This window comes from Bradyrhizobium sp. C9, from assembly GCF_002532045.1.
Classification (GTDB): Bacteria; Pseudomonadota; Alphaproteobacteria; order Rhizobiales; family Xanthobacteraceae; genus Bradyrhizobium.
The window spans coordinates 1-20,659 of record NZ_NWTG01000013.1; the positions used below are offsets into that span (position 1 = coordinate 1).

Sequence of the window (20,659 nt, forward strand, 5' to 3'; positions counted from 1 at the left end):
AACCTCATTCTGGCACACTGATGCCGTAGGGGGCCGTCCACCCCATCAACCACTGCAGTATGTTGTTGGAACAGCCTGTAGCCCCAGCCCCGCAAATCAATGGACAGTCGGGGTAATGGGTCCCGGCCTACGCCGGGACGACAGTGGAGTATGAGGCGGCTTGCCCCGTCCCGTCGTTCAGCCAGCACGCCACCTGATGCGCCGTGCCGGCCGCTTGCAGTGCCGGACGCTCCGTCTTGCAGCGGTCGATCGCGTAACGGCAGCGGGTGTGGAAGGCGCAGCCCGAGGGCGGGTTGATCGGGCTCGGCACATCGCCGTCGATCAGCGGCGCGATGCGCCGGGCCCTGGGGTCGGCGATCGGCACCGATGCGAGCAGCGCCTGCGTATAAGGGTGACGCGGATTGGCGAACAGCTCGTGCTTGTCGGCAATCTCGACGATGCGGCCGAGATACATCACCGCGACGCGGTGGCTGATGTGGGCGACGACCGCGAGATCGTGCGCGATGAACAAGTAAGAGAAGTTCTGCTTGCGCTGCAGGTCGATCAAGAGGTTGATCACCTGCGCCTGGATCGAGACGTCGAGCGCGGAGACCGGCTCGTCGCAGACGATCAGCCGCGGCCCAAGTGACAGCGCGCGCGCGATGCAGATGCGCTGGCGCTGACCGCCGGAGAACTGGTGCGGAAAGTTCTTCATCTGGTCCGGGCGGAGCCCGACCTGCTGAAACAGCTCGGCGATGCGCTCGTGCTTCTTCGCGCCGGTCGCGATGCCGTGCACGCTCAATGGCTCGCCGACGATATCGCCGGCCGTCATCCGCGGGTTGAGCGAGGCGAACGGGTCCTGGAACACGATCTGCATCGAGCGGCGGTACGGCCGCAGCGCGGTCTTGCTGAGCGGCGCGATATCCTCGCCGTCGAGACGGATCGCGCCGCTGGTCGGCTCGACCAGCCGCAGCACGGTGCGCGCCACCGTCGACTTGCCGCAGCCGGATTCTCCGACCAAGCCGAGCGTCTCGCCGGCGCCGAGCGAAAAGCTGACGCCGTCGACCGCATGCACGGTGCCGACCTGCCGGCGCAGCACGCCGCCGCGTACAGCGTAATGCTTGACGAGATCGGTCACCTCGAGGAGCGGGCGTTGCTCGGTCATGACGCCCCCACCATCTCGCCGGCGCGCCAGCAAGCCGCCCAGTGGTTGCTCTTGACCTCCTTGAGCGGCGGATACTCCTGACGACAGCGGTCGACCGCGAGCTTGCAGCGCGGCGCGAAGGCGCAGCCCGGCGGCAGATTGGTCAGCGACGGCACCATGCCGGGGATCTCGGTCAGTCGCGCGTCGGTCCTTGCCCCGAGCGCGATCACCGCCGGCATCGAGGCCATCAGCCCGCGCGTATAGGGATGCAGCGGCGTCTCGAACAAGGATTCAACTGTCGCTTCCTCGACCTTCTTACCGGCGTACATCACGATCACGCGCTGCGCAGTCTGGGCGACGACGCCGAGGTCATGGGTGATCAGGATCAACCCGGTGCCGAGCCGCTGCTGCAGATCGACGATCAGCGCCAGGATCTGCGCCTGGATGGTGACGTCGAGCGCCGTGGTCGGCTCATCGGCGATCAGGAGCGCTGGCCGGCACGCCAGCGCCATTGCGATCATGGCGCGCTGGCGCATGCCGCCGGAGAGCTGGTGCGGATATTCCTGCGCACGGCGCTCGGGTTCGGGGATGCGCACCAGCCGCAGCATGTCGACCGCCTGCGCCCAGGCTTCCTTGCTGCTCATCTTCCGATGCAGGCGCACGGCCTCGGTGATTTGGTCGCCGATCCGCATCACCGGATTGAGCGAGGTCATCGGCTCCTGGAAGATCATCGAGATGCGGTTGCCCCTGATGGCACGCATCGCGGCATCGTCGAGCTTCAGCAGGTCAGTGCCTTCGAGCGTCACCGAGCCGCCGACGATGCGGCCGGGCGGATCGGGCACCAAGCGCATGATCGAGAGCGCGCTGACGCTCTTGCCACAGCCGGATTCGCCGACGATCGCCAGCGTTTCGCCGCGGCGGACCGAGAAAGAGACGTCGTTGACCGCACGGAACAGGCCGGAATTGGTGAAGAACACCGTCTGCAGGTTCTTCACGTCGAGAATCGTCTCTGCCGGAAGTGCCTCGCTCATCAGCCGCGCTGCCTTGGATCGAGGATGTCGCGCAGCGCGTCGCCGAACAGATTGGTGCCGAACACCGCGAGACTGATCGCGATACCGGGGAAGATCACCAGCCACGGCGCGGTGCGGACATATTCGGCGGCGGATTCCGACAGCATGCGGCCCCAGGACGGATAGGGCTCGGGAATGCCGAGACCAAGGAAGGACAGCGACGCCTCGGTCAGGATCGTCGAGCCGAGCTGCGCGGTAGCCAGCACGATCAACGGAGCGATGGTGTTCGGCAGCACGTGGCGCAGCGCGATCCGCATCTCGCTCATGCCGATCGATTTGGCAGCTTCGACGAACGGCTGCTCGCGTAGCGCCAGCGTGTTGGCGCGGATCACGCGGGCAACCGTCGGGATCAGGGGAATGGCGATCGCAAGGATCACGTTCGGCAGCGACGGGCCGAGCGCCGCGGTCATCACAAGCGCAAGCACCAAGAGCGGCAGCGACTGCAGGATGTCGGTCACCCGCTGGAACACGAGGTCGACCCAGCCGGAGAGATAGCCGGAGGTAAGGCCCACGATCACGCCGAGCGTCGCGCCCAAGGTCGTCGAGCCGATGCCGACCGCAAGCGAGATCCGCGCGCCGTGGACGATGCGGCTCCAGACGTCGCGGCCGAACGAATCGGTGCCGAACCAGTGCAGCATGGAGGGCGCGGCTAGCCGGTGTGCGGAATCGACGGTGAGCGGATCGTAGCGGCTGATCAGATCGGCAAAGATCGCGGTCAGCAGGAACAGCAGCATGATGATCAGGCCGATGGTGCCGAGCACGTGGCGCTGCGCGAGGAACGCAAGCCGCCCCCAGCCGCCGGTGGCGTTGGCCCCGGCGCGTCGCAGCTCGCTGTCAAAATTGATCGTTGCCACGCGTTTAGTCTCCAAACCGGATGCGCGGATCGATCGCCGCATAGAGCATGTCGACGATGAAATTCACGACCACGACGACGACAGCAATGAACATCACGAGGTTCTGCACGATCGGATAATCGCGCCAGCGCAGCGCCTCGACCAGGAAGCGGGCGATCCCGGGGATGTTGAACACGGTCTCGGTCACGATCAGGCCGCCGATCAGGAATGCGGCCTCGATGCCGATCACGGTGATGACCGGCAGCACCGCGTTCTTCAGCGCGTGGTGGTAGTTCACGGAGGCCTCGGAAGCGCCCTTCGCGCGCGCGGTGCGGATGTAGTCCTGGCGCAGGATCTCCAGCATCGAGGAGCGGGTGATGCGCATGGTCAGCGCCGCGCTGCGGAAGCCGACCGCCATCGCCGGCACCGCATAGATGGTTAGCGCCTCGAGCCAGGTCTTCGGGTTCGGATTGAAGATCGGCATGGTGCCGAACAGCGAGACCGAGGCCATCAGGATCAACAGGCCGAGCCAGAACGACGGCAGCGACAGGCCGCTGAGGCTGACGACGCGCAGCGCATAGTCGAGCTTCGAGCCCTGGTGCACGGCGCTGATGACGCCGAGCGGAATGCCGATCGAGGCGGAGAACAACAGCGCCAGCCCCGCGAGCCGCGCGGTGATCGGGATCCGCGGCAGGATCTCTTCCAGCGCCGGCTTCTCGGAGACATAGGAATAGCCGAGATCGCCGTGCAGCAGGCCGCCGATCCAGTGCAGATACTGGATCACGATCGGCTGGCTGAGGCCGAGCTCGCGCTCGAGATTGGCCTTGTCGGCGGGATCGACGAAGCCCGCGGCGTCGAACAGGATATCGACGATGTTGCCCGGAACGACACGCAGCAGCACGAAGATGATGACCGAGATCCCGAACAGGGTCACGAGCATCAGGAACAGCCGCCGCACGATATAGGCAAACACCCTGGCTCTCTCCCTTGATGCGACTTCGCGCGAAAACGCTATGCCTACTTGTCCAGCCAGACGTCTTCGTAGCGATAGCCGTTATAGGAGCTGTTGGACATGATCGTGACATTCTTCACGTAAGGCTTCCAGCAGGTGCCGGTCCGGGCATGGAAGATGATCGGCCGCGCGACGTCTTCCTGCAACTTCTTGTCGATCTCCCAGACCAGCTTCTTGCGCTTGTCGAGATTGGTCTCCTCGGACTGTTGGTCGAACAACTTCTCGATGTCCTTGTTGCAATAGTTGGTGTAGTTGCGCTCCGAGCCGCAAGCATAGTTCTCGTAGAAGGACTGGTCGGGCTCGTCGACGGCGTTGCCGGTGAGGTTGAGGCCGAGCGAATAGTCCTTGCGCGCGATCTTCGGGAACCACTGCGCGGTGTCCACGACGTCGAGCTCGGCATCGATATAGATGCTCTTGATCTGGTCGATCAGGATGATCGCGGGATCGCGGTAGACCGCGATGTTGCGGGTCGACACCTTGATCTGCAGATGCTTGTCGGGGCCATACCCCGCCTTCTGCATCAGCTTGCGGGCTTCATCGCGGTTCTTCTCGATGTCGGGGCCGTAGCCGGGGATCTGCTCCAGCATGTCCTTCGGCATCGCCCACAGGCCGTCGGGAGCAGGCTCCATGGTGCCGCCGATATCGCCCTGGCCCTCGAACATGATCTGGATGAACGCCTTGCGGTCGAGCGCCAGCGCCAGCGCGCGGCGGATGTCGAGATTGTCGAACGGCGGTGCGCTCGAATTGATGATGATGTTGGTGGAGACGTTGTTCGGCTCCACCACGCAGACCGCCTTGGGGTCCTGCGACTTGACGTCCTTCAGCAGCGGGATCGAGACCTCGGTCGGGAATGTCATGTCGAACTTGCCCGACACGAAGCCGAGGATCGCCGTCGAGCGGTTCGGGATGATGGTGAACTCGATGCCGTCGAGATAGGGCAGACCCTTCTTGAAGTAATCAGGATTCTTGGTGAGCTTGATCGATTCGTTGGCCTTGAACTCGACGAACTTGAACGGGCCGGTGCCGACGGGCTTGGTGCGCATCTCGGCCGGCGACACGTGGCAGGGATAGACCGGCGAATAGCCCGAGGCGAGCAGCGACAACAGCGCGGGCTGCGGCCGCTTCAGCTTGAACGATGCTTCATAGTCGCCGTTGGTCGTGACCTCGTCGACCTGATCGTACCAGGACTTGCGCGGGTTCTGCCGGAACTTCTGCTGCGACTTGCCCATCAGCATGTCGAAGGTGCATTTGACATCGGCCGCGGTGAACGGCTTGCCGTCGTGCCATTTCACGTCCTTGCGCAGCTTGAAGGTCAGCGTCTTGTTGTCGCCGCTCCAGGCCCAGCTTTCCGCAAGCTCGGGCCGGATCGTGTCGGCGCTGTTCTGCGCGATGTGCTGGTCGAAGATGACGAGGTTGTTGAAGATCGGCATGAACGGAATGTTCATCGAATAGGTCGCGCCCTCGTGGATCGAGGCGCTGCCGGGGCTATCGCGGTGATAGATCCTGAAGATGCCGCCGGATTTCGGCTCGGCTGCGCGTGAAACGTCGCTGATGGTCAGCACAGACAACACCGCGACGGCCAGCGCTTGCACGCTCCGCATGGTCCCCTCCACGAATTTCGGTCTCAATGGCCGATTGGCATCGACGATACCACGGTGAGGCTTTCGGGCAACCAGCGACGGCCGTGTGGGGATTGGCAATTCGGATGACGTGGCAGCATCAAAATTTCCACGGACCGGGAATAATGGCTGTGATTGTGCGGAACTCAGTCTGTTTTGCTATGCAATGACGAATCTTCGTTCGAATTCGATTGCCAATGCTGATGGGCGCGACTTGAAGCAGTCCGCAATCAGCGACAGTTTGTCGCCGACATTTCGTACGTTGTGTTGTCCCGTCATCCTGAGGTGCGAGCGAGGCGAGCCTCGAAGGATGCATGACCCGATCGGTGGCCGTCCATCCTTCGAGACGCGCTTCGCGCTCCTCAGGATGACGGGACAGCAGCATTCGCTTCACTCCGCCGCCTGCGTTGAGGGCAGGTGCATGTTCGCGACACCATCGGCCTCGGTTGCCGAGATCGTGGTGCGGATCATCAGGCGGCCTTCATGCGCGGGCCAGGGGCGGCCGCGATGCATGGTGGCGCGGTTGTCCCACATCACGACGTCGCCCTGTTTCCATTGGTGCAGATAGCTGACGCCGGGCGCAGTGGCGGCTTCGGTCAGCTGCTCGATCAGCGCCTTGCCGGCGTCGGCATCCATGCCCTCGACGCCATAGGCATGGGAGGCGAGGTAGAGCGCGCCGCGGCCGCTGACCGGATTGCGCCAGACCATGCGCCAGCACACCGGCGGCAGCGCGTCGACTTCTTCAGTCGTCGCGAGCCCGGTTGCCACCTTGCTGCGCGAATGTGCGTAGGAGTGCCAGGCGAAGGAGTTCTCCAGGCGCTTGGCAACGTCCTTGTCGAGCCGCTCGAAGGCGAGGCGCATCGAGACGAACTCGGTCTCGCCGCCATGTTCGGGGATGATGCGCGCGGACAGGATCGAGGCCAGCGCCGGCACGCGCTTGAAGGAGGAGTCGGTGTGCCAGAGCTGGTTGGCCCTGGCGCGCAGCTGCTGCCGATGGTCGGAGGCAACCACCTTGCCGTCGGGTCCGAAGGTCGAGAGGATCACGAAATGCGAGCCGGTGCCCATCGAGCCGACCTTGGTCGTCTCGGGCGGACCGAAGCGGCGCGAGAAGGCGAGCTGGATGTCGTCGCTGACCTCCTGGCCGCGGAACACCAGCACCGAGTGTTCCTCGAACGCCGTGCGCACCGCTGCATAGGCGGCATCGCTGGCGGCAATATCCGAAAGCGTGACGCCGCGCAGTTCGGCTCCGAATCCCTCGCGTAGCGGGATCACTTCCATCGGCAAATCCTCCCTGACGTTTCTTGTTGAGGCGAGGTTAGGGGAAAAGCCCGCCAGCGGCAACGCGGCTCGCGCCGCCTCACCCCATCGCGATCAGATTGTGCCGCGTGCGCCGGTCTGCGACCTCCATGCGATGCGTGACGAAGGCGAACAGCGCCCAGCTGGAATGGAAGGCGACGCCGGCCAGAACCACGATGGCTCCGGGAATCGGGCCGATCGAGGCGCGGTCCCAGATCTCGCTCAGCGTGGTCAGCGGCAGCGGGTGGATCGCCAGCTTGCCGTAATAGGCGATGGCCTGGATCGCGAAGATCCAGCCATAGGTCCGGCGCAGCCGCCGGCCGATCGCCCGGGCAAGACTGATGTGATAGCTCGGGCGGCGGTAGTCGTTGGCGAGCAACTCGGTCCAGGCCGCGTTCGGCGTCGGACCTTCGCCACGGATCATCGGCGCGTAGAAATCGGTTTCGAGCAGCCGTGCCCGGGCGCGCCAGACGTTGAAGTAGCGATAGCGCCGCGCCTCGAACAACAGGAAGACCGTGACCAGCAACCCGACCAGCACCATCGGCAAAGGCGAGGCCTCGGCGTTGCTGTAGGTCGCCGACAGTGCGATGCCGGTCGTGACCACCGCCCAGTTGGTGGAGCTGTCGAGGCGGGTGCGCCAGACCGTGCTGCGGTAGACCTCGCCGCGATAGAGATGGGCGAGCGCACCGATCTCGGCGGCAGTGAATTCGAGCCTTCCGGCCTGTACCGGCTCCGGCTCGCGCGGCTGGGGCGAGGGCATGGCGGCCTCCGGCGAAGCTGGCTTGCGATCCCGGAGCATAGCGCGAAATCCGCGCGCCGGGCGAGTCTGTTACGCCGTGCGGCGTCCCCGGCTGCGACTACCCGGCTCGCCGCATCACCTGTCTAGACGATCCGCGAGGTCTTGTTGCCCCAATAGCGATCGCGCAGCAGGCGCTTGTAGAGTTTTCCGGTCGGCAGCCGCGGCAGCTCGGCCTCGAAATCCACCGAGCGCGGCACCTTCTGGCGCGACAGCGAGCTGGCGCAGAAGGCGATCAGCTCCTCGGCGAGCTCCGGCCCCGGCGCGATACCGTCGACCGGCTGCACCACCGCTTTCACCTCCTCGCCGAGATCGACATTGGGCACGCCGAACACCGCGGCATCGGCGACCTTGGGATGGGTGATCAGGAGGTTCTCGCATTCCTGCGGGTAGATGTTCACGCCACCGGAGATGATCATGAAGGTGGCGCGGTCGGTCAGATAGAGGAAGTTGTCGTCGTCGACATAGCCGACGTCGCCGACCGTGCTCATGCTGCCGTCTGCCGAGCGCGCCTCGCTGGTCTTGGCCGGATCGTTGAAATACTCGAACGGCGTCGCGGTCTTGAACCACACGGTGCCCGGTGTGCCCTTCGGGCAGGGCTGCATGTTCTCGTCGAGGATATGCAGGTCGCCGAGCAGCACCTTGCCGACGGTGCCGCGGTGCGCGAGCCATTCCTCGCTGTTGCAGGCGGTGAAGCCGAGGCCTTCGGTCGCGCCGTAATATTCGTGGATGATCGGGCCCCACCATTTGATCATGTCGTCCTTGACCAGCGCCGGGCAGGGCGCCGCGGCATGGATCGCGATCTCGAGCGTCGACAGATCGTAGCGGGCGCGAACCTCCTCGGGCAGCTTCAGCAGGCGCGAGAACATCGTCGGCACCAGCTGGCTGTGGGTGATGCCCCATCTCTCGACCAGCTGGAGATAGCGCTCGGGATCGAAGCTCTCCATGATGACAACGGTGCCGCCCATCCGGATGGTGAGATTGACCGCGGCCTGCGGCGCCGAGTGATAGAGCGGCGCCGGCGACAGGTAGACCATGCCCTCGCGGTAATGCCAGAGCTTGGTCAGGAAATCGAACAGCGGCAGATTTTCTGACGGCGGCTGCTCGGGCAGCGGCCGCACGATACCCTTGGGTCGGCCGGTCGTGCCGGACGAATAGAGCATCGCGGTGCCGGCATATTCGTCCGCGATCGGCGTCGCCGGCAGGCCCGCGGTGGCCGCTCGCAAGCCGACGATCCGATCGCTTTCACCATCGCCGTCGACCACGATGCAGAGCTCGACCTGCGGGCACTCCTTCAGCGCCTCGCGCGCGATCTCGAGCTTCAGCTTCGAGGTGATCAGGATCCGCGACTGGCTGTTGGTGAGGATGTAGGCGAGCTCACCGGCCGTGAGGTAGGAATTGACGCAGGTGAAGTAGAGGCCGGAGCGTTCACCGGCGCCGCAGGCCTCGAGGTAGCGGTTGTTGTTCTCCATGAAGATCGAATAGTGGTCGAGCCGCTTCATGCCGCGGTTGCGGAACAGATGCGCGAGACGGTTGTTGCGCGCCTCGAGCTCGCGATAGGTGACGATCTCGCCGGTGCCGGCCATGATGAAGGCCGGTTGCAGCGGGCGCAGGTGAGCATGCTTGCCGGTGTACATCGAAGCTCAGATCTCCCCTCATTCTTGCTTTAAGTCGCCATCACCAGAATCTCGCGGACCTGGGACGGACCGTCGATCTTGCGCGGATTGCGCGGCACCCAGGGCGTGCGCATCGCACCCGCCGCGATGCGGTCGAAATGCTCGGGGCCGACGTGGACCTCCTGCAGGCTGCGCGGCATGCCGAGGTCGCGGATGAAGCGGTCGAGCACGTCGCCGGCGTCTGCGCCCGGATGGCCCATCGCGGCCGCGACCAGCGCCTGCCGGTCGGCATTGTCGCGCTTGTTCCAGCGCATCACCGCAGGCAACATCACGCAGGACGTGTAGCCGTGCGGCACGTCGAATTCGGCCCCCAGCACGTAGCCGATGCCGTGGCTCGCGCCCATCGGCACGCCGGAGGCCAGCGGGCCGGTCGAGAGCCAGGTGCCGATCTGGCAATCCATCCGCGCCGAGATGTCCTTCGGATCGGCCTTCACCCGCGGCAGGCCCTGCGCCAGCATCTCCAGCCCCTTCAGCGCCTGTGCATCGCCATAGGGATGCGCCTCGCGCGAGCAGATGCCCTCGACGCAATGATCGACCGCGCGGATGCCGGTCGACAGGAACAGCCAGTCCGGCGTGTGCACCGAGATTTCAGGATCGAGGATGGTGGCGCGGGGCATCACCAGGGGATGGCGCAGCATCTCCTTCTGCCGCTTGGCCTCGTTGGTGACGCCTGCGATCGAGGAGAACTCGCCGCCGGCGATCGTGGTCGGCACGCTGATCTGGCGCACGGTGGGAGGGTTCATGTCGGGCGAGAGGCCGCCACGGGTGCGGATCGTGTCGATGCCGTCTGTCGTCGTGACGTTGTTGGCGAGGCAAAGCTGCACCGCCTTGGCGCCGTCGGTGATCGAGCCGCCGCCGATGGTGACGATCAGATCGGCCTTCGCGTCACGCGCCTGTTGCGCCGCCGCGATGACCGCGGCGCGCGGCGTGTGCGCCGGCATCTGGTCGAAGGTGCCGACGCAGCGAGCACCGAGCTTCTCGCGGACTTTTTCGATCTCGTCGGTTTCGCGGTTCAGCGTACCCGACACCATCAGGAAGGCGCGCTGGACGCCAAGCCGGTCCAGTTGCTCGACGATGGCCTCACGGGCGGGCCGCCCGAACACGACCTCGTCCATGGCGCCGAATACGACACGGCCTCGATGCACGCGGCTGTCCTCCCTCAAGATGGCCCGCCTTGCCAGCGGCCCTTTGCCGGGAGGTTAGCGGAGGAAATCGGGGCCGTCATCAGGGCTCTGGGTTGTGTGGTCGGAGGACCTGGCCGGGATAGATCAAATTGGGGCTCCGCGTCACCGCCGTCGTCCTGGCGAAAGCCAGGACCCATAACCACCGCGCTTGGTGATGAACGGGATCGCGGCTCCAGCGTCGTGCAGCAATCGAAATCTGGGGTAATGGGTCCTGGCCTTCGCCAGGACGACACCGAGTATGTTGCGCAGTTTGTGACTCATACATCCGCATCCTCGCGACGCGATGCACCCGAGTCTTGCGTTTACTAGCCCTCCTCTTGGGCAGAGGGCGCGGGGAAGACGGAGACCTTCGGTTCAGACAGCGTATGCCCGGCAGAAATCTTGACGGCAAGATCGCGGCGTGTGTTACACCTCGACGGCAACAGGGACGTCCGCATGACATCTACCGTCGATCTGGCCAAACTGCATATCGATGACTTCCGGTCGCATCAGGGCGCGGAGTTCGAGATGCAGACGGCGGAAGGCGTCGTGGCGCTGAAGCTCGCCAACGTCGAGCCCGTGGGCAACAGCGGCCGGCCGGGCGGTGCATTCTCGCTGCTGTTCACGACGTCGAAGGGGGCATGGTTGCCGCAGGCGATCTATCCAGTGCGGCATCCGGCGCTGGGCCTGATTGAGATCTTCCTGGTGCCGATCGGCCCGCTCGGAGACGGCAACGGCTATCAGGCGGTCTTCACCTGAGGGCCGGAAGCTCCCGCCGCCCGCCAGCGCATCAGGTCGTAGACGCCCTTGTCTTCCTCGGTGACGAAGCCGAGCCGGCGGTAGAGCCGCATCGCCGGATTGAACTTCTCGACATGGATTGACATCGCCTTGCCTGCGCCGGCGGCCTCGTCGAGCAGGTCGCGCATCAACGCGCCGCCGAGACCGGATCCGCGATGGTCCGGCAGGAAGGCGATATCGATGACGCAATGCTCGCTCGGCCAGCGGTCGACATAGAGGCGGCCGATATCCACTCCACCACGCATCGTCACCAGCCAGTCGGCGGCCGGATAGTGCTGCTGGTAATGAGTATGCTGCGCATGGAATTGCATGGCAAGGAAAGCGGCCTTCTGCTCCGCGCTCCACGGTGTCACTGCCAGTTCATCGGTGCGCGTCGAAGCATAGAGTCGCGCCAGGAAGGGCAAATCGGCGTCGGTGATCCGACGGAAGCTCAGGCCGGCATCCGCGGCGCGCGTCCATCCGAACGCCGCGGCAACCGTATCGATGCTCAAACCATCCGTCATGGCCCGTTCAACTGCGCTGCGGATAAATGCCCTGCAACGCGATGCAGAAAAACAACGTGAGATAAGGCATCAGGTTGTTATGGGCCTGGTTGCCGCCGACCGGCATAATTGAACTGGTTGCCGAGAACGGCGAAATGTTGGTCAGCGTCGCCGTGTAGGCTTGCCCCGGGTTCGCGCGTGAAAGGGATCGTACCGGACTTGGCGTGGGGAGGTTGGACTGATTGATATTGCCCAGAACTCCGTGGTTGTGCTGCGGCATCTCCGATTGCAGCAGTGTGACGCTCGGCGCGCCGCCGGCCTGTCCGATGTCGTAGACCGTTCCGAAGGAACTTTGGCCCTGCTGCATCGGCGCGCTGCCCTGCAAGTTGGGCAACGCAAAAGTGCTCTTGCCGTCGCCGCCGTAGAAAGTGCCGATCAGCGAGAAAAGCGCGGTGTTTTGCGAGATCGGCATGAGTTGGCCGTTGCATAAGGCCCACCCCAACGGTGCAAAACCGAACGGAAAAATGCGGATTTCGGCCAGGAATTGATCAGACATGGTCCCGCCCTAGTTTTGGCTCGGGTAAACGCCGAACAGTGAAATGATGAAGTTGTAGCAGAGGTAGGGTTGCATGTTGTCGTGCGGCTGGCTGCCGCCGACGAACGAGCACGCCTGGCTCGCCATCGGCGAGGCGGCCGAGACCTCGCGGTAGATCTGGGTCGCTCCCACGGTGCCCACGACATTGCCGGTCACAGTGTTGCCGGTCGCGTTATTCAGGGATGCCGCCATCGGGTGGTTGTGGATGGGCAGTTGCTGGGTGGTCAGCGTCACCTGTTCGGAGCCACCGCTCTGCCCCAAGGTGAAGCCGCTGCCCTGGTGCAACGGTAGGCGCCCCTGCAGGTTCGGCAGAGCGAATGTCTGCTGGCCGTCACCGCCATAGGTGGTTCCGATCAAGTTGAACAGCGTGTCGTACTGGCTGATCGGCAGGATCTGTCCCTGGCAGAGCATCCAGCCGACCGGCGCAAAACTGCCGGCGAACATGCGGATCTCGCCAACGTAAGGCTGGCCCATAGCGCGCGTCCTTCAAGTCCGGGAGGGGAAGATGCCCTGCAATGCGATGCAGAAGCTGAGCGTGAGATAGGGTTGCATGTTCTCGTGAGCCTGCGAGCCTCCGGCATTGCCGACAGTGCTCGGGTCCAGCGTCGTCAAATTGGCGGCAGCGGTGTAGAGATTGGCGGACGTCGCCATGAGATTGCCGGTGACCGCAGCGTTGTCGGCGTTGTTGGTCGTGCCCTGAAACGTATGCGGATGCTGGGGCATTTCGGCGATCGACAACGTGTGGGATGTTTCACCACCGGTCTGCCCGACAACGAACCCCGAGCCCGCATGCATCGGCACTTTTCCCTGCAGGTTGGGCAGCGCAAAATTTGTCTGGCCATTGCCGCCATAGGTCGTGCCGAGCAACGAGAACAGCGCCTGGTTCTGATTGATCGGCAGCAACTGGCCGTTGCAAAAAGCCCAGCCTTTCGGCGGAAAGTTGAACGACATCATCCTGATTTCCGAGAGAAACGGTTGGGACATCGATCCTCCGTCAGACGAGCCGTCTCGTCAGTGACTCAATTAATGAAAATGCAAGGCAAATGCGGTCGCGCGATAACGAATGCACGATAGCGTGTTTTGTACAAAGTGCAACCTCAACGATTGTCGGAGTTTTGTGATTTTTTGTTCGGACGCGTGACGCGCGGATGTCGTTGCGATGACGTGGCGCTCGCCGCGACGCTTGCCGTGAATGCGGCCCGACCGAATCGAAGCGCCTGCCGGATCGTTCCGGCCGGCGCCGTTCGGGTCGTCGCGACGTTCGATCAAACCACCAGATCGTGATGGGTCTGGAGATGCTCGGCCGGGCTGCCGCCCATGGCGGCGTAGGTCATCTCGTGGCCGACCCACCATGGCGTCGCGGCGTTGGACTGTCCGCTGAACGGATCGGACAAGGTCTGGGTGTTCGCGGCCACGTCCACGTGGTTTGTGTTGGTCTGTGATTGCGTCTGGGTCAATGACGAGAAGTCGAAGCTGTCGCCGCTGGTCACTTTGAGCGTACCGGTGGTCTGCAAAGTGGCGGTTTGCTGGTTCGAGGTTGCTGTGCCTTGCGTGGGCATCGCCTTTTGCAGGGCCGCATTGGATTGGGCGACATCCGAGGTAGTGACAAGCCTGCGCTCGCCGTCGACGAGGCCGATATACATCAGACTGTTGGCATCGGACGGCGAAACGGAGTCGGGGAGGCCGAGCACGTGGCCCAGTTCGTGCACCACGGTGGTCAGCAGATCGAGATGACCTGCCGCGGCCGTCGACGGATCGGTCAACAGATCGGTGCCGGCTGCGTTGACGGCATGGGTGAACTCGAAACTGTCCGCCGGCGTCGGGTCGATGAACCAGCCGTGGCCGGCGGCATCGGTGTCGATCGTGATATGCAGTCCACCTTCCTGACCGACAATCTGGCCGGCGAGGTCGGCAACGCTGAAGGTCGCAGCATGCAGCAGGGCGAGCTGCGTCGCGTTGGCGCCCGCACTCGTCCATTCGGCAATCGCCGCCGACACCACCGAGTTGAGCTCGGCTTGCGTCAGGTGCATCTCGCCCGTGCTCGGGGTCGATGCCTGAACGCCGCCTGCTTCGGCGAGCAATGGTGCGACCACCGCGGGAAGCGTCGGCAGCGTGCTGACCAGCGTCGTCGTGCCGTTGCCGCCCGTGGTGTCGACGGTGATGCCGCCCGTGGTGCTGGTGTTGTCGTCGGTGATCACGCCTGCGGCGGTCCCCGATGTTGAGCCGTTCTTCGAGAGGTTCAGATGGGTACTGGCGTTGAAATTGCTCAACTCGACGTCGGTAGCGTAGAGCGTGCTATGGTTCAGCGTATTCTTGCTCCCAGTGCCGCCGGCACCCATGCCGATGACGACATTCGTCGTGCTGGTGTCGGTCGCCGTCGCGCCGTTCTCGACATCGAGCGCCGCGAACGGACTGTTGGAGGTCGGCGACGACACCGAGTTGCCGTAGAGCGTGGCGTTGAGGGTCGAGCTGCCGTCGTTGTTCTGCAGCGCGATGCCGGCATCGCCGACGCCGGTGATGGTGTTGTTCTGGATCAGCGTCGTCAGGCTGCCGGCGCCCGCGTCGCGGACGAAGATGCCGTCGGAGTTGGATCCCACCTTCGCCGGGCCGATATCGTTGCTGGCGATGGTGCCGGACATGGTGCCGTTGTCCTGGCCCTTCGCCACGAAAATGCCGACCGTGTCGAAGGCGTTGGCGCCACCGTCGGTCAGGATGTTGTGCGAGATGTCGAACGTGGTGGTCGCGGCGGAGACATTGCCGCCGGATCCGCTCCTGATGTCGACCGCTGTGCCGCCGCCGGGAACGATCGCTTCGCCGTTGTGGAACGTGTTGCTCCGCACCACGGCGTCCATCGACGAATTGTTGTTGGCGGCGAACGCGATGAAGTCGGACCGCGTGCCGGAAAACGTGCTGTTGGTCACCGTGTAGTTGGCGGTCGCGGAGTTGTAGACTTGGCCGAGGACGTTGTCGTTGCCGCTCGAGCCGATCAGGCCGAACGTGTCGCTGTCCATGGTCAGGCGGTTCAACGTGCCGCTGGTGTTGTAGAGATCGACATTCTGGGTGAAGCCGCCCGAAATGCTCGATCCCGTAATCGACGCGGTGCCGAGCAGATTGTCGAACCGGATGCTGCTTTCCTCACGGTCGCCGGCATTGGTGGTGCCGTTGGTGCCGCTGATCGCGCTGTTGGCGAGCGTGAAATTGGTGACGCCATTGCCGTAGATCGCGAAGTTGCTGAAGTCGTGCAGCGTCATGTCAGTCAGCGACACGTTGGCGGTGTTGTGCAGGAAAATGCCGGTACCGCCGTCGCCCGATGTGGTTTGCCCGCCGGCGTCGGTGCCGGTGAGGATATCGCCGCCGGTCTCGTTGGCGATTGTGCCGCCGGAGCCGGCGGTGCCATTGCCCGTGATCGTGAGCCCGCCGGCTGTTCCTGTCGTATCGAGAACGATGCCGGCGCTGCCCGACGAGCCCGTCGCCGAAATGCTCTTGAAGGTGAGATTGCCGGCGCCGATGTTGGTGTGTTCGACATCGAGGGCGGTGCCGGTCGTCGACGTGATGGTGTTGTTGCTGCCGGTGACCGTGATGGTGCCGCCATGGGTGAAGCTCAAGCCCGCGCCGCTGGCGGTCTTGACCGTGATGTCGGACATCGTGACGGTGCCGACATTGTTGCCGTCGTCGCTGATGCCGATGCCGGTCGAAGCCGAGGTGTCGATGCTGACGCCGGTGATGGTGTGACCCGTGGTGCCGAGCAGGTCGATGCCGTTGTCGGCGCCGGTGACATGGATGACCGGGTCGGCGCCGGAGCCGACATTCGCGGTGACCAGCTGGTGGGTCACCGGATTGGTGAACGTCAGGGTATGGCTGCCGCCGATCAGGTTGACACCGTCGGCGAGATTGATGCCGTTGGCTTCGCTGTAGGTGCCCGTGCCGGGCTCGAGCACGACATAGTCGCCGGAGCCGGCCGGATTCGCCGCGTTGAAGGCGGCGATCGAGGTGTACGGATCCGCCTGGGTGCCGAGGTTGTGGCTGCTCGTGGCCGAATTGTCGATGTAGAACACCTGCGGCACGACGCCGACGTGGAAGGTCTGTGGGCCCGATGTGAGCGGCCCGCCGGCGCCGGTATGGTCGTTGTCGTTGATGTTCAGGGAAACCGCGTCGCTGCCGGTGAAACCGTCATCGCTGTTGTAGGTCAGCGTCGCCAGCGCGGTGTTGAGCTGCGCGATCGTCCCCGTCAGCGTGACGGTATGGGTGCCGTTGTTGGTGAAACTGGCAAGTCCGGTGGTGTCGAACGACAGCGCGCCGTGGTTCGAAGTGATGGTCGCGGTTTCGTTGCGGCCGGCGGAATCGATGTCGGCGACCGATAGCCCCGATATCGCGAGGCTGGTGTGCGAAAAGGCCGTCCCGACCGATGAATCCGAAGGCACCGTCGCGGTCGGCGGATCGTCGATCGCGGTGACGGTCTGGGTTGCGGATGCCGATCCCGTGTCGTTGCCGCCGTTCGCGGTGCCGCCGTCGTCGACAGCGGTCACGGTATAGGTGCGCGCCGTGGTGTCGGGGGGCTCACCGGTGTTGTTGAACTGGACGGCGTCGAGCACCGCGTTGTAATGCGCGATCGTGTCGGTCCCGGTCAGGGTGACGGTTTCGGTGGTGGCCGTGCTGGAGATCGCGAAGTGGATATTGCCGATGTCACCGCTGGTGCCAGCGTGACCCGCGATCGAGAGCGCGTCCGACGGCTTGAGGTCGGTCAGCTCGAAGGTCGCGCTGATCAGGTTGGTGCTGTCGACGTCGGTGATCGTGAGGTTCGGGGCGATCGTGACCGGGATCGAATTCGCCGGCGGCGTGCCGACCGGCGGCTCGCTGAAGTTGGTGATGGCGCCGATCGTCACCACCGGCGGGTTGTTGACCGGCGTGACGTCGATGGTGTCGGTCGCAGGCGGGCCGTCGAGCGTACCGTCATTGGCGGTGATGGTCACCGTGCGGGCCAGACCGGACGGGTTGTTGCTGGTGTTGAAGTAAGTGATCGAATCCAGCGCGCTCTGGAAGTCGGCGACCGTGGAGCCGGCGGTGCCGGTCAAGGTCAACTCACCGTGCAAGGCGTCCCAAGCGCCGTTGATGTGCGCGGTGTTGGCGAAAGCGAGGACATCCTGGCCGTTGAAATAGTTGCCGGTGATCTGCACCGTCACATGATCGAGCGTTGTGTTGTCGGCGTCGGTGACCGTCAGCGCCGGGTCGAACGCGGTGGCGGCCTGTCCTTCGATGTAGTTCAGGGTATGGCCGCCGGTTACGACGGGCGGAGCGTCCGGAGGAGCCACGGTCTCGGTGTTTGACGTGCCGGTGACGCCGGCACTGACCGTGTCGGTCGCGGTGATGGTCTGGCTTCCGGCGGTCTCGAACTTCTCGGTGAAGGTGCCGACGCCGCCGGTCAGCGTCGTGTCGGACGGCAGCACGGCAGTGGGATCGCTCGATGTGAAATGCACGGTGCCGGTGTAGCCGGTGGCGATATTGCCATGGGCATCGAGCGCCGTGACGGTGACCGATCCCGCAATGTCCGCGCGGCCGTTGGCCGGGATGCTCACCGCAAAATGCGTGGCGGGGCCGGGCGCGACGTTTTCGGCATTCGACGTGCCGGTGATGGCGCTGACCGTGTCGGTCGCAGTGATGGTCTGGCTGCCCGAGGTATCGAAGGTCTCGTTGAAGGTCCCGGTGCCATTGGTCAACGTCATGTCGGCCGGCAGCGTGGCGCTGCCGTCGCTCGACGTGAAGTGTACGGTGCCGCTGTAGCCGGTGACGACATTGCCGAAGGCATCGAGCGCGGTCACCGTGCCTGAACCCGCGGTTCCCGCAGCGCCGCTGCCCGGGATGCCGACCGCAAAGTGTGTGGCGGCGGCGGCCGTCACGGTTTCGGCATTCGACGTGCCGGTGATGGCTGACGTCACCGTATCGGTCGCGGTGATGGTCTGGCTTCCAGCGGTGTCGAGCGTCTCGTTGAAGGTGGCGGTGCCGTTGGTCAGCGTCATGTCGGCCGGCAGGACCGCATGGCCGTCGGTCGACGTGAAGTGCACGGTGCCGGTATAGCCGGTGACGGTGTTGCCGAAGGCATCGAGTGCGGTCACGGTGCCTGAACCTGCGATTCCCGCAGTGGTGCTGGCCGGAATGCTGACCGAGAAGTGCGTGACGGGACCCGGCGTCACGGTCTCCGCATTCGAGGTGCTGGTGATGGCGCTGACCGTGTCCGTGGCCGTAATGGTCTGACTGCCGACCGTCTCGAATGTCTCGCTGAAGCTGCCGGTGCCGTTGGTCAGCGTCATGTCGGCGGGCAGCACGGCGTGGCCATCGCTCGATGTGAAGTGCAAAGTGCCCGAATAGCCGGTGGCGACGTTGCCGAAGGCATCGAATGCGGTGACGGTGACCAAACCTGGTGTCCCCGCGGAGCCGCTCGCCGGAATGCTGACCACAAGATGCGTCGCGGTGCCGCCCGCCACGGTCTCGGCGTTCGACGTGCCGGCGATGGCGCTGACCGTGTCGGTTGCGGTGACGGTCTGGCTGCCGGCGGTCTTGAAGGTCTCGATGAAGGTTCCGGTACCATTGGTCAACATCATGTCGGTCGGTAGCGTGGCGCTGCCGTCGCTCGACGAGAAATGCACCGTGCCGACATAGCCGGTGGCGACGTTGTTGAAGGCATCGAGCGCGGTGACCGTGAACGAGCCTGGTGTTCCCGCCGTGCCATTGGCCGGAAGGCTCACCGCGAAGTGCGTGGCGGCACCGGGCGTGACGGCTTCGGCATTCGACGTGCCGGTGATGCCGGTCACCGTGTCGGTCGCGGTGATGGTCTGGCTGCCGGCGGTGTCGAGGGTTTCGCTGAAGCTGCCGGTGCCGTTGGTCAACGTGACGTCCGCTGGCAGCGCGGCGTGGCCGTCGCTCGACGTGAAATGAACCGTGCCGGTGTAGTTGGTAACGACGTGGTTCAGGGCATCGAGCGCGGTGACGGTGACCGTGCCCGGCGTCCCGGCCGCGCCGTTGGCTGGAATGCTCACGGCAAAGTGAGTTGCCGCACCCAAGGTGACGTCGATCGTGAAGCTCTGCGAGCTGCTCAGGGTGCCGTCGCTCGCCGTCGCGGTGATGGTATAGGCGTGACCGGGCGCGGTCGTGTAGTCGATCTTGGTGGGATCGGCGACGGTGACGATGCCGGTGTGCGGGTCGATCTTGAAGCCGCCGCCCGAACTGTCGCTAGCCAGGCTGTAGGTCACCGGATTCATGTCGGTCGAGGTCGCGGTGATGCCCACAGCCGTGCCGGCCACCGCGCCTTCCGCGACCTTGTTGGCCGCCGCATTGCTGTCGACGGGGGTGGACGGCGCAACGTCGGTGACCGCGATGGCAAAACTCTGCGCGCTCGTTGCAATGCCGTCGCTCGCTTGAACGGTGATGGTATAGGCGTGGCCGGGGCTGGTCACGTAATTGATCTTGGTAGGATCGGCGACCGTCACCACGCCGGTGTTCGGATCGATCTTGAACCCGCCACCGGAGCTATCGCCGGTCAACGAATAGGTGACGGCATGGCCGCTGCTGCTGGTGGCTTGCGCGGTGATGTTGACGAGTGTGTTGGCCGCGGCGCCCTCGATGACCGTGTTGTTTCCCGCATTGGCGTCGACCGGAGCCGACAGCTGGTCGGTGACCGGGGGCCAGAGCGTGCCGGGAGGGCAGCCGAGGTAGAGATATTGCAGACCATACGTGTCGGCGAACGCTTGGGCGGCCGCGTCGAGGACGATATGACCGGTCGAATCAAGCTGAAGTTCGGGGCGCGTTAAACCACCGATTGTATAGGCAGGTATGGTCGTCATGAGCACTCCTGCGATCGGCGTGGAAGCCGATCAATATCTACAATTGTTGGGGACGATGACGTGTGAAGCCGTTCACACGTTCAAGTTGATCGCCCGCGACCGGCGATCGCGCCAGGCCGCCTGCAATTCGAGAAAGCCGCGATCTCCGCGCAGCCGTGGCATCAGCAAGGTCAAATGCGCTTGCCATTTACGTAGTCGCTTTCACACACTCGCGCCGCGACAAAACACAATGAATGTTCGAGAAAAATGCGGCCGGCCAAGAATATTCATGCTTTGGCAACCATGACCGTATTGGCGATACTACCGGGTGTCAATGTGTGTCCGGATGACAACCACACCGTTAACGTCGATTCCGCCGTGC

At 64.3% G+C, this 20,659-nt stretch carries 15 protein-coding genes; 1 reads left to right on the plus strand and 14 read right to left on the minus strand.

Going from position 1 to position 20,659, the window contains the following annotated elements; all coding sequences use genetic code 11:
• Positions 1 to 127: 127 nt before the first annotated feature.
• The 9 genes from CO675_RS23955 to CO675_RS23995 all read right to left on the minus strand — a co-directional run bounded on the left by CO675_RS23955 (position 128) and on the right by CO675_RS23995 (position 10,570).
• Positions 128 to 1,144 carry an ABC transporter ATP-binding protein gene (locus tag CO675_RS23955; protein ID WP_097674316.1) on the minus strand — a complete coding sequence of 339 codons (1,017 nt, stop codon included), beginning with the start codon at positions 1,142 to 1,144 and terminating at the stop codon, positions 128 to 130.
• Positions 1,141 to 2,154: an ABC transporter ATP-binding protein gene (locus tag CO675_RS23960; protein WP_097674317.1), complete on the minus strand. Its 1,014-nt coding sequence runs from the start codon at positions 2,152 to 2,154 to the stop codon at positions 1,141 to 1,143. Before CO675_RS23960 ends, CO675_RS23955 begins: the two co-directional genes overlap by 4 nt.
• Positions 2,154 to 3,047: an ABC transporter permease gene (locus CO675_RS23965; protein WP_097674318.1), complete on the minus strand. Its 894-nt coding sequence runs from the start codon at positions 3,045 to 3,047 to the stop codon at positions 2,154 to 2,156. The genes CO675_RS23960 and CO675_RS23965 overlap by 1 nt, the downstream gene beginning before the upstream one ends.
• Positions 3,048 to 3,051: 4 nt before the next feature.
• Positions 3,052 to 3,999, minus strand: a complete 948-nt coding sequence (locus CO675_RS23970) for an ABC transporter permease (RefSeq protein WP_074129975.1) — start codon at positions 3,997 to 3,999, stop codon at positions 3,052 to 3,054.
• A 44-nt stretch (positions 4,000 to 4,043) separates the two neighbouring features.
• Positions 4,044 to 5,639: an ABC transporter substrate-binding protein gene (locus CO675_RS23975; protein WP_097674319.1), complete on the minus strand. Its 1,596-nt coding sequence runs from the start codon at positions 5,637 to 5,639 to the stop codon at positions 4,044 to 4,046.
• 408 nt (positions 5,640 to 6,047) lie between these two features.
• Entirely contained in the window at positions 6,048 to 6,935 is an 888-nt protein-coding gene (locus CO675_RS23980; RefSeq protein ID WP_097674320.1) for a TauD/TfdA dioxygenase family protein, read from the minus strand.
• A 79-nt stretch (positions 6,936 to 7,014) separates the two neighbouring features.
• Positions 7,015 to 7,713, minus strand: coding sequence for a DUF2270 domain-containing protein (locus CO675_RS23985; protein ID WP_502693401.1), 699 nt, complete (start codon positions 7,711 to 7,713; stop codon positions 7,015 to 7,017).
• Positions 7,714 to 7,835: 122 nt separating this feature from the next.
• Complete coding sequence (locus CO675_RS23990) at positions 7,836 to 9,386, minus strand: AMP-binding protein (protein WP_097674322.1); 1,551 nt, start codon at positions 9,384 to 9,386, stop codon at positions 7,836 to 7,838.
• A 29-nt stretch (positions 9,387 to 9,415) separates the two neighbouring features.
• Positions 9,416 to 10,570: an iron-containing alcohol dehydrogenase gene (locus CO675_RS23995; protein ID WP_198964722.1), complete on the minus strand. Its 1,155-nt coding sequence runs from the start codon at positions 10,568 to 10,570 to the stop codon at positions 9,416 to 9,418.
• 474 nt (positions 10,571 to 11,044) lie between these two features.
• On the opposite strand from CO675_RS23995, the gene CO675_RS24000 reads away from it, so the two are divergent.
• Positions 11,045 to 11,347 (plus strand): DUF6916 family protein, encoded by a 303-nt coding sequence (locus CO675_RS24000; RefSeq protein WP_097674473.1) that lies wholly within the window; start codon positions 11,045 to 11,047, stop codon positions 11,345 to 11,347.
• Here CO675_RS24000 and CO675_RS24005 read toward each other — a convergent pair.
• The 5 genes from CO675_RS24005 to CO675_RS24025 form a co-directional block, all read right to left on the minus strand.
• On the minus strand, positions 11,329 to 11,889 hold the full coding sequence (locus tag CO675_RS24005) for a GNAT family N-acetyltransferase (RefSeq protein WP_097674324.1): 561 nt from the start codon (positions 11,887 to 11,889) through the stop codon (positions 11,329 to 11,331). The two genes, CO675_RS24000 and CO675_RS24005, sit on opposite strands and share 19 nt — an antisense overlap.
• A 7-nt stretch (positions 11,890 to 11,896) precedes the next feature.
• Positions 11,897 to 12,424, minus strand: a complete 528-nt coding sequence (locus tag CO675_RS24010; protein ID WP_097674325.1) for a phage tail protein — start codon at positions 12,422 to 12,424, stop codon at positions 11,897 to 11,899.
• Positions 12,425 to 12,433: 9 nt separating this feature from the next.
• Positions 12,434 to 12,937, minus strand: a complete 504-nt coding sequence (locus CO675_RS24015; RefSeq protein WP_097674326.1) for a phage tail protein — start codon at positions 12,935 to 12,937, stop codon at positions 12,434 to 12,436.
• A 12-nt stretch (positions 12,938 to 12,949) separates the two neighbouring features.
• Positions 12,950 to 13,447, minus strand: coding sequence for a phage tail protein (locus tag CO675_RS24020; RefSeq protein WP_245452886.1), 498 nt, complete (start codon positions 13,445 to 13,447; stop codon positions 12,950 to 12,952).
• 281 nt (positions 13,448 to 13,728) lie between these two features.
• On the minus strand, positions 13,729 to 20,298 hold the full coding sequence (locus CO675_RS24025; protein ID WP_097674328.1) for a hypothetical protein: 6,570 nt from the start codon (positions 20,296 to 20,298) through the stop codon (positions 13,729 to 13,731).
• Positions 20,299 to 20,659: the final 361 nt, after the last annotated feature.

Excerpts from the sequence above, each read along its gene's own strand:
- CO675_RS23955 (WP_097674316.1), bottom strand. The coding sequence starts at position 1,144 with ATGACCGAGCAACGCCCGCTCCTCGAGGTGACCGATCTCGTCAAGCAT.
- CO675_RS23960 (WP_097674317.1), bottom strand. The coding sequence starts at position 2,154 with ATGAGCGAGGCACTTCCGGCAGAGACGATTCTCGACGTGAAGAACCTG.
- CO675_RS23975 (WP_097674319.1), bottom strand. The coding sequence starts at position 5,639 with ATGCGGAGCGTGCAAGCGCTGGCCGTCGCGGTGTTGTCTGTGCTGACC.
- CO675_RS23980 (WP_097674320.1), bottom strand. The coding sequence starts at position 6,935 with ATGGAAGTGATCCCGCTACGCGAGGGATTCGGAGCCGAACTGCGCGGC.
- CO675_RS23985 (WP_502693401.1), bottom strand. The coding sequence starts at position 7,713 with ATGCCCTCGCCCCAGCCGCGCGAGCCGGAGCCGGTACAGGCCGGAAGG.
- CO675_RS23990 (WP_097674322.1), bottom strand. The coding sequence starts at position 9,386 with ATGTACACCGGCAAGCATGCTCACCTGCGCCCGCTGCAACCGGCCTTC.
- CO675_RS24000 (WP_097674473.1), top strand. The coding sequence starts at position 11,045 with ATGACATCTACCGTCGATCTGGCCAAACTGCATATCGATGACTTCCGG.
- CO675_RS24005 (WP_097674324.1), bottom strand. The coding sequence starts at position 11,889 with ATGACGGATGGTTTGAGCATCGATACGGTTGCCGCGGCGTTCGGATGG.
- CO675_RS24010 (WP_097674325.1), bottom strand. The coding sequence starts at position 12,424 with ATGTCTGATCAATTCCTGGCCGAAATCCGCATTTTTCCGTTCGGTTTT.
- CO675_RS24015 (WP_097674326.1), bottom strand. The coding sequence starts at position 12,937 with ATGGGCCAGCCTTACGTTGGCGAGATCCGCATGTTCGCCGGCAGTTTT.
- CO675_RS24020 (WP_245452886.1), bottom strand. The coding sequence starts at position 13,447 with ATGTCCCAACCGTTTCTCTCGGAAATCAGGATGATGTCGTTCAACTTT.
- CO675_RS24025 (WP_097674328.1), bottom strand. The coding sequence starts at position 20,298 with ATGACGACCATACCTGCCTATACAATCGGTGGTTTAACGCGCCCCGAA.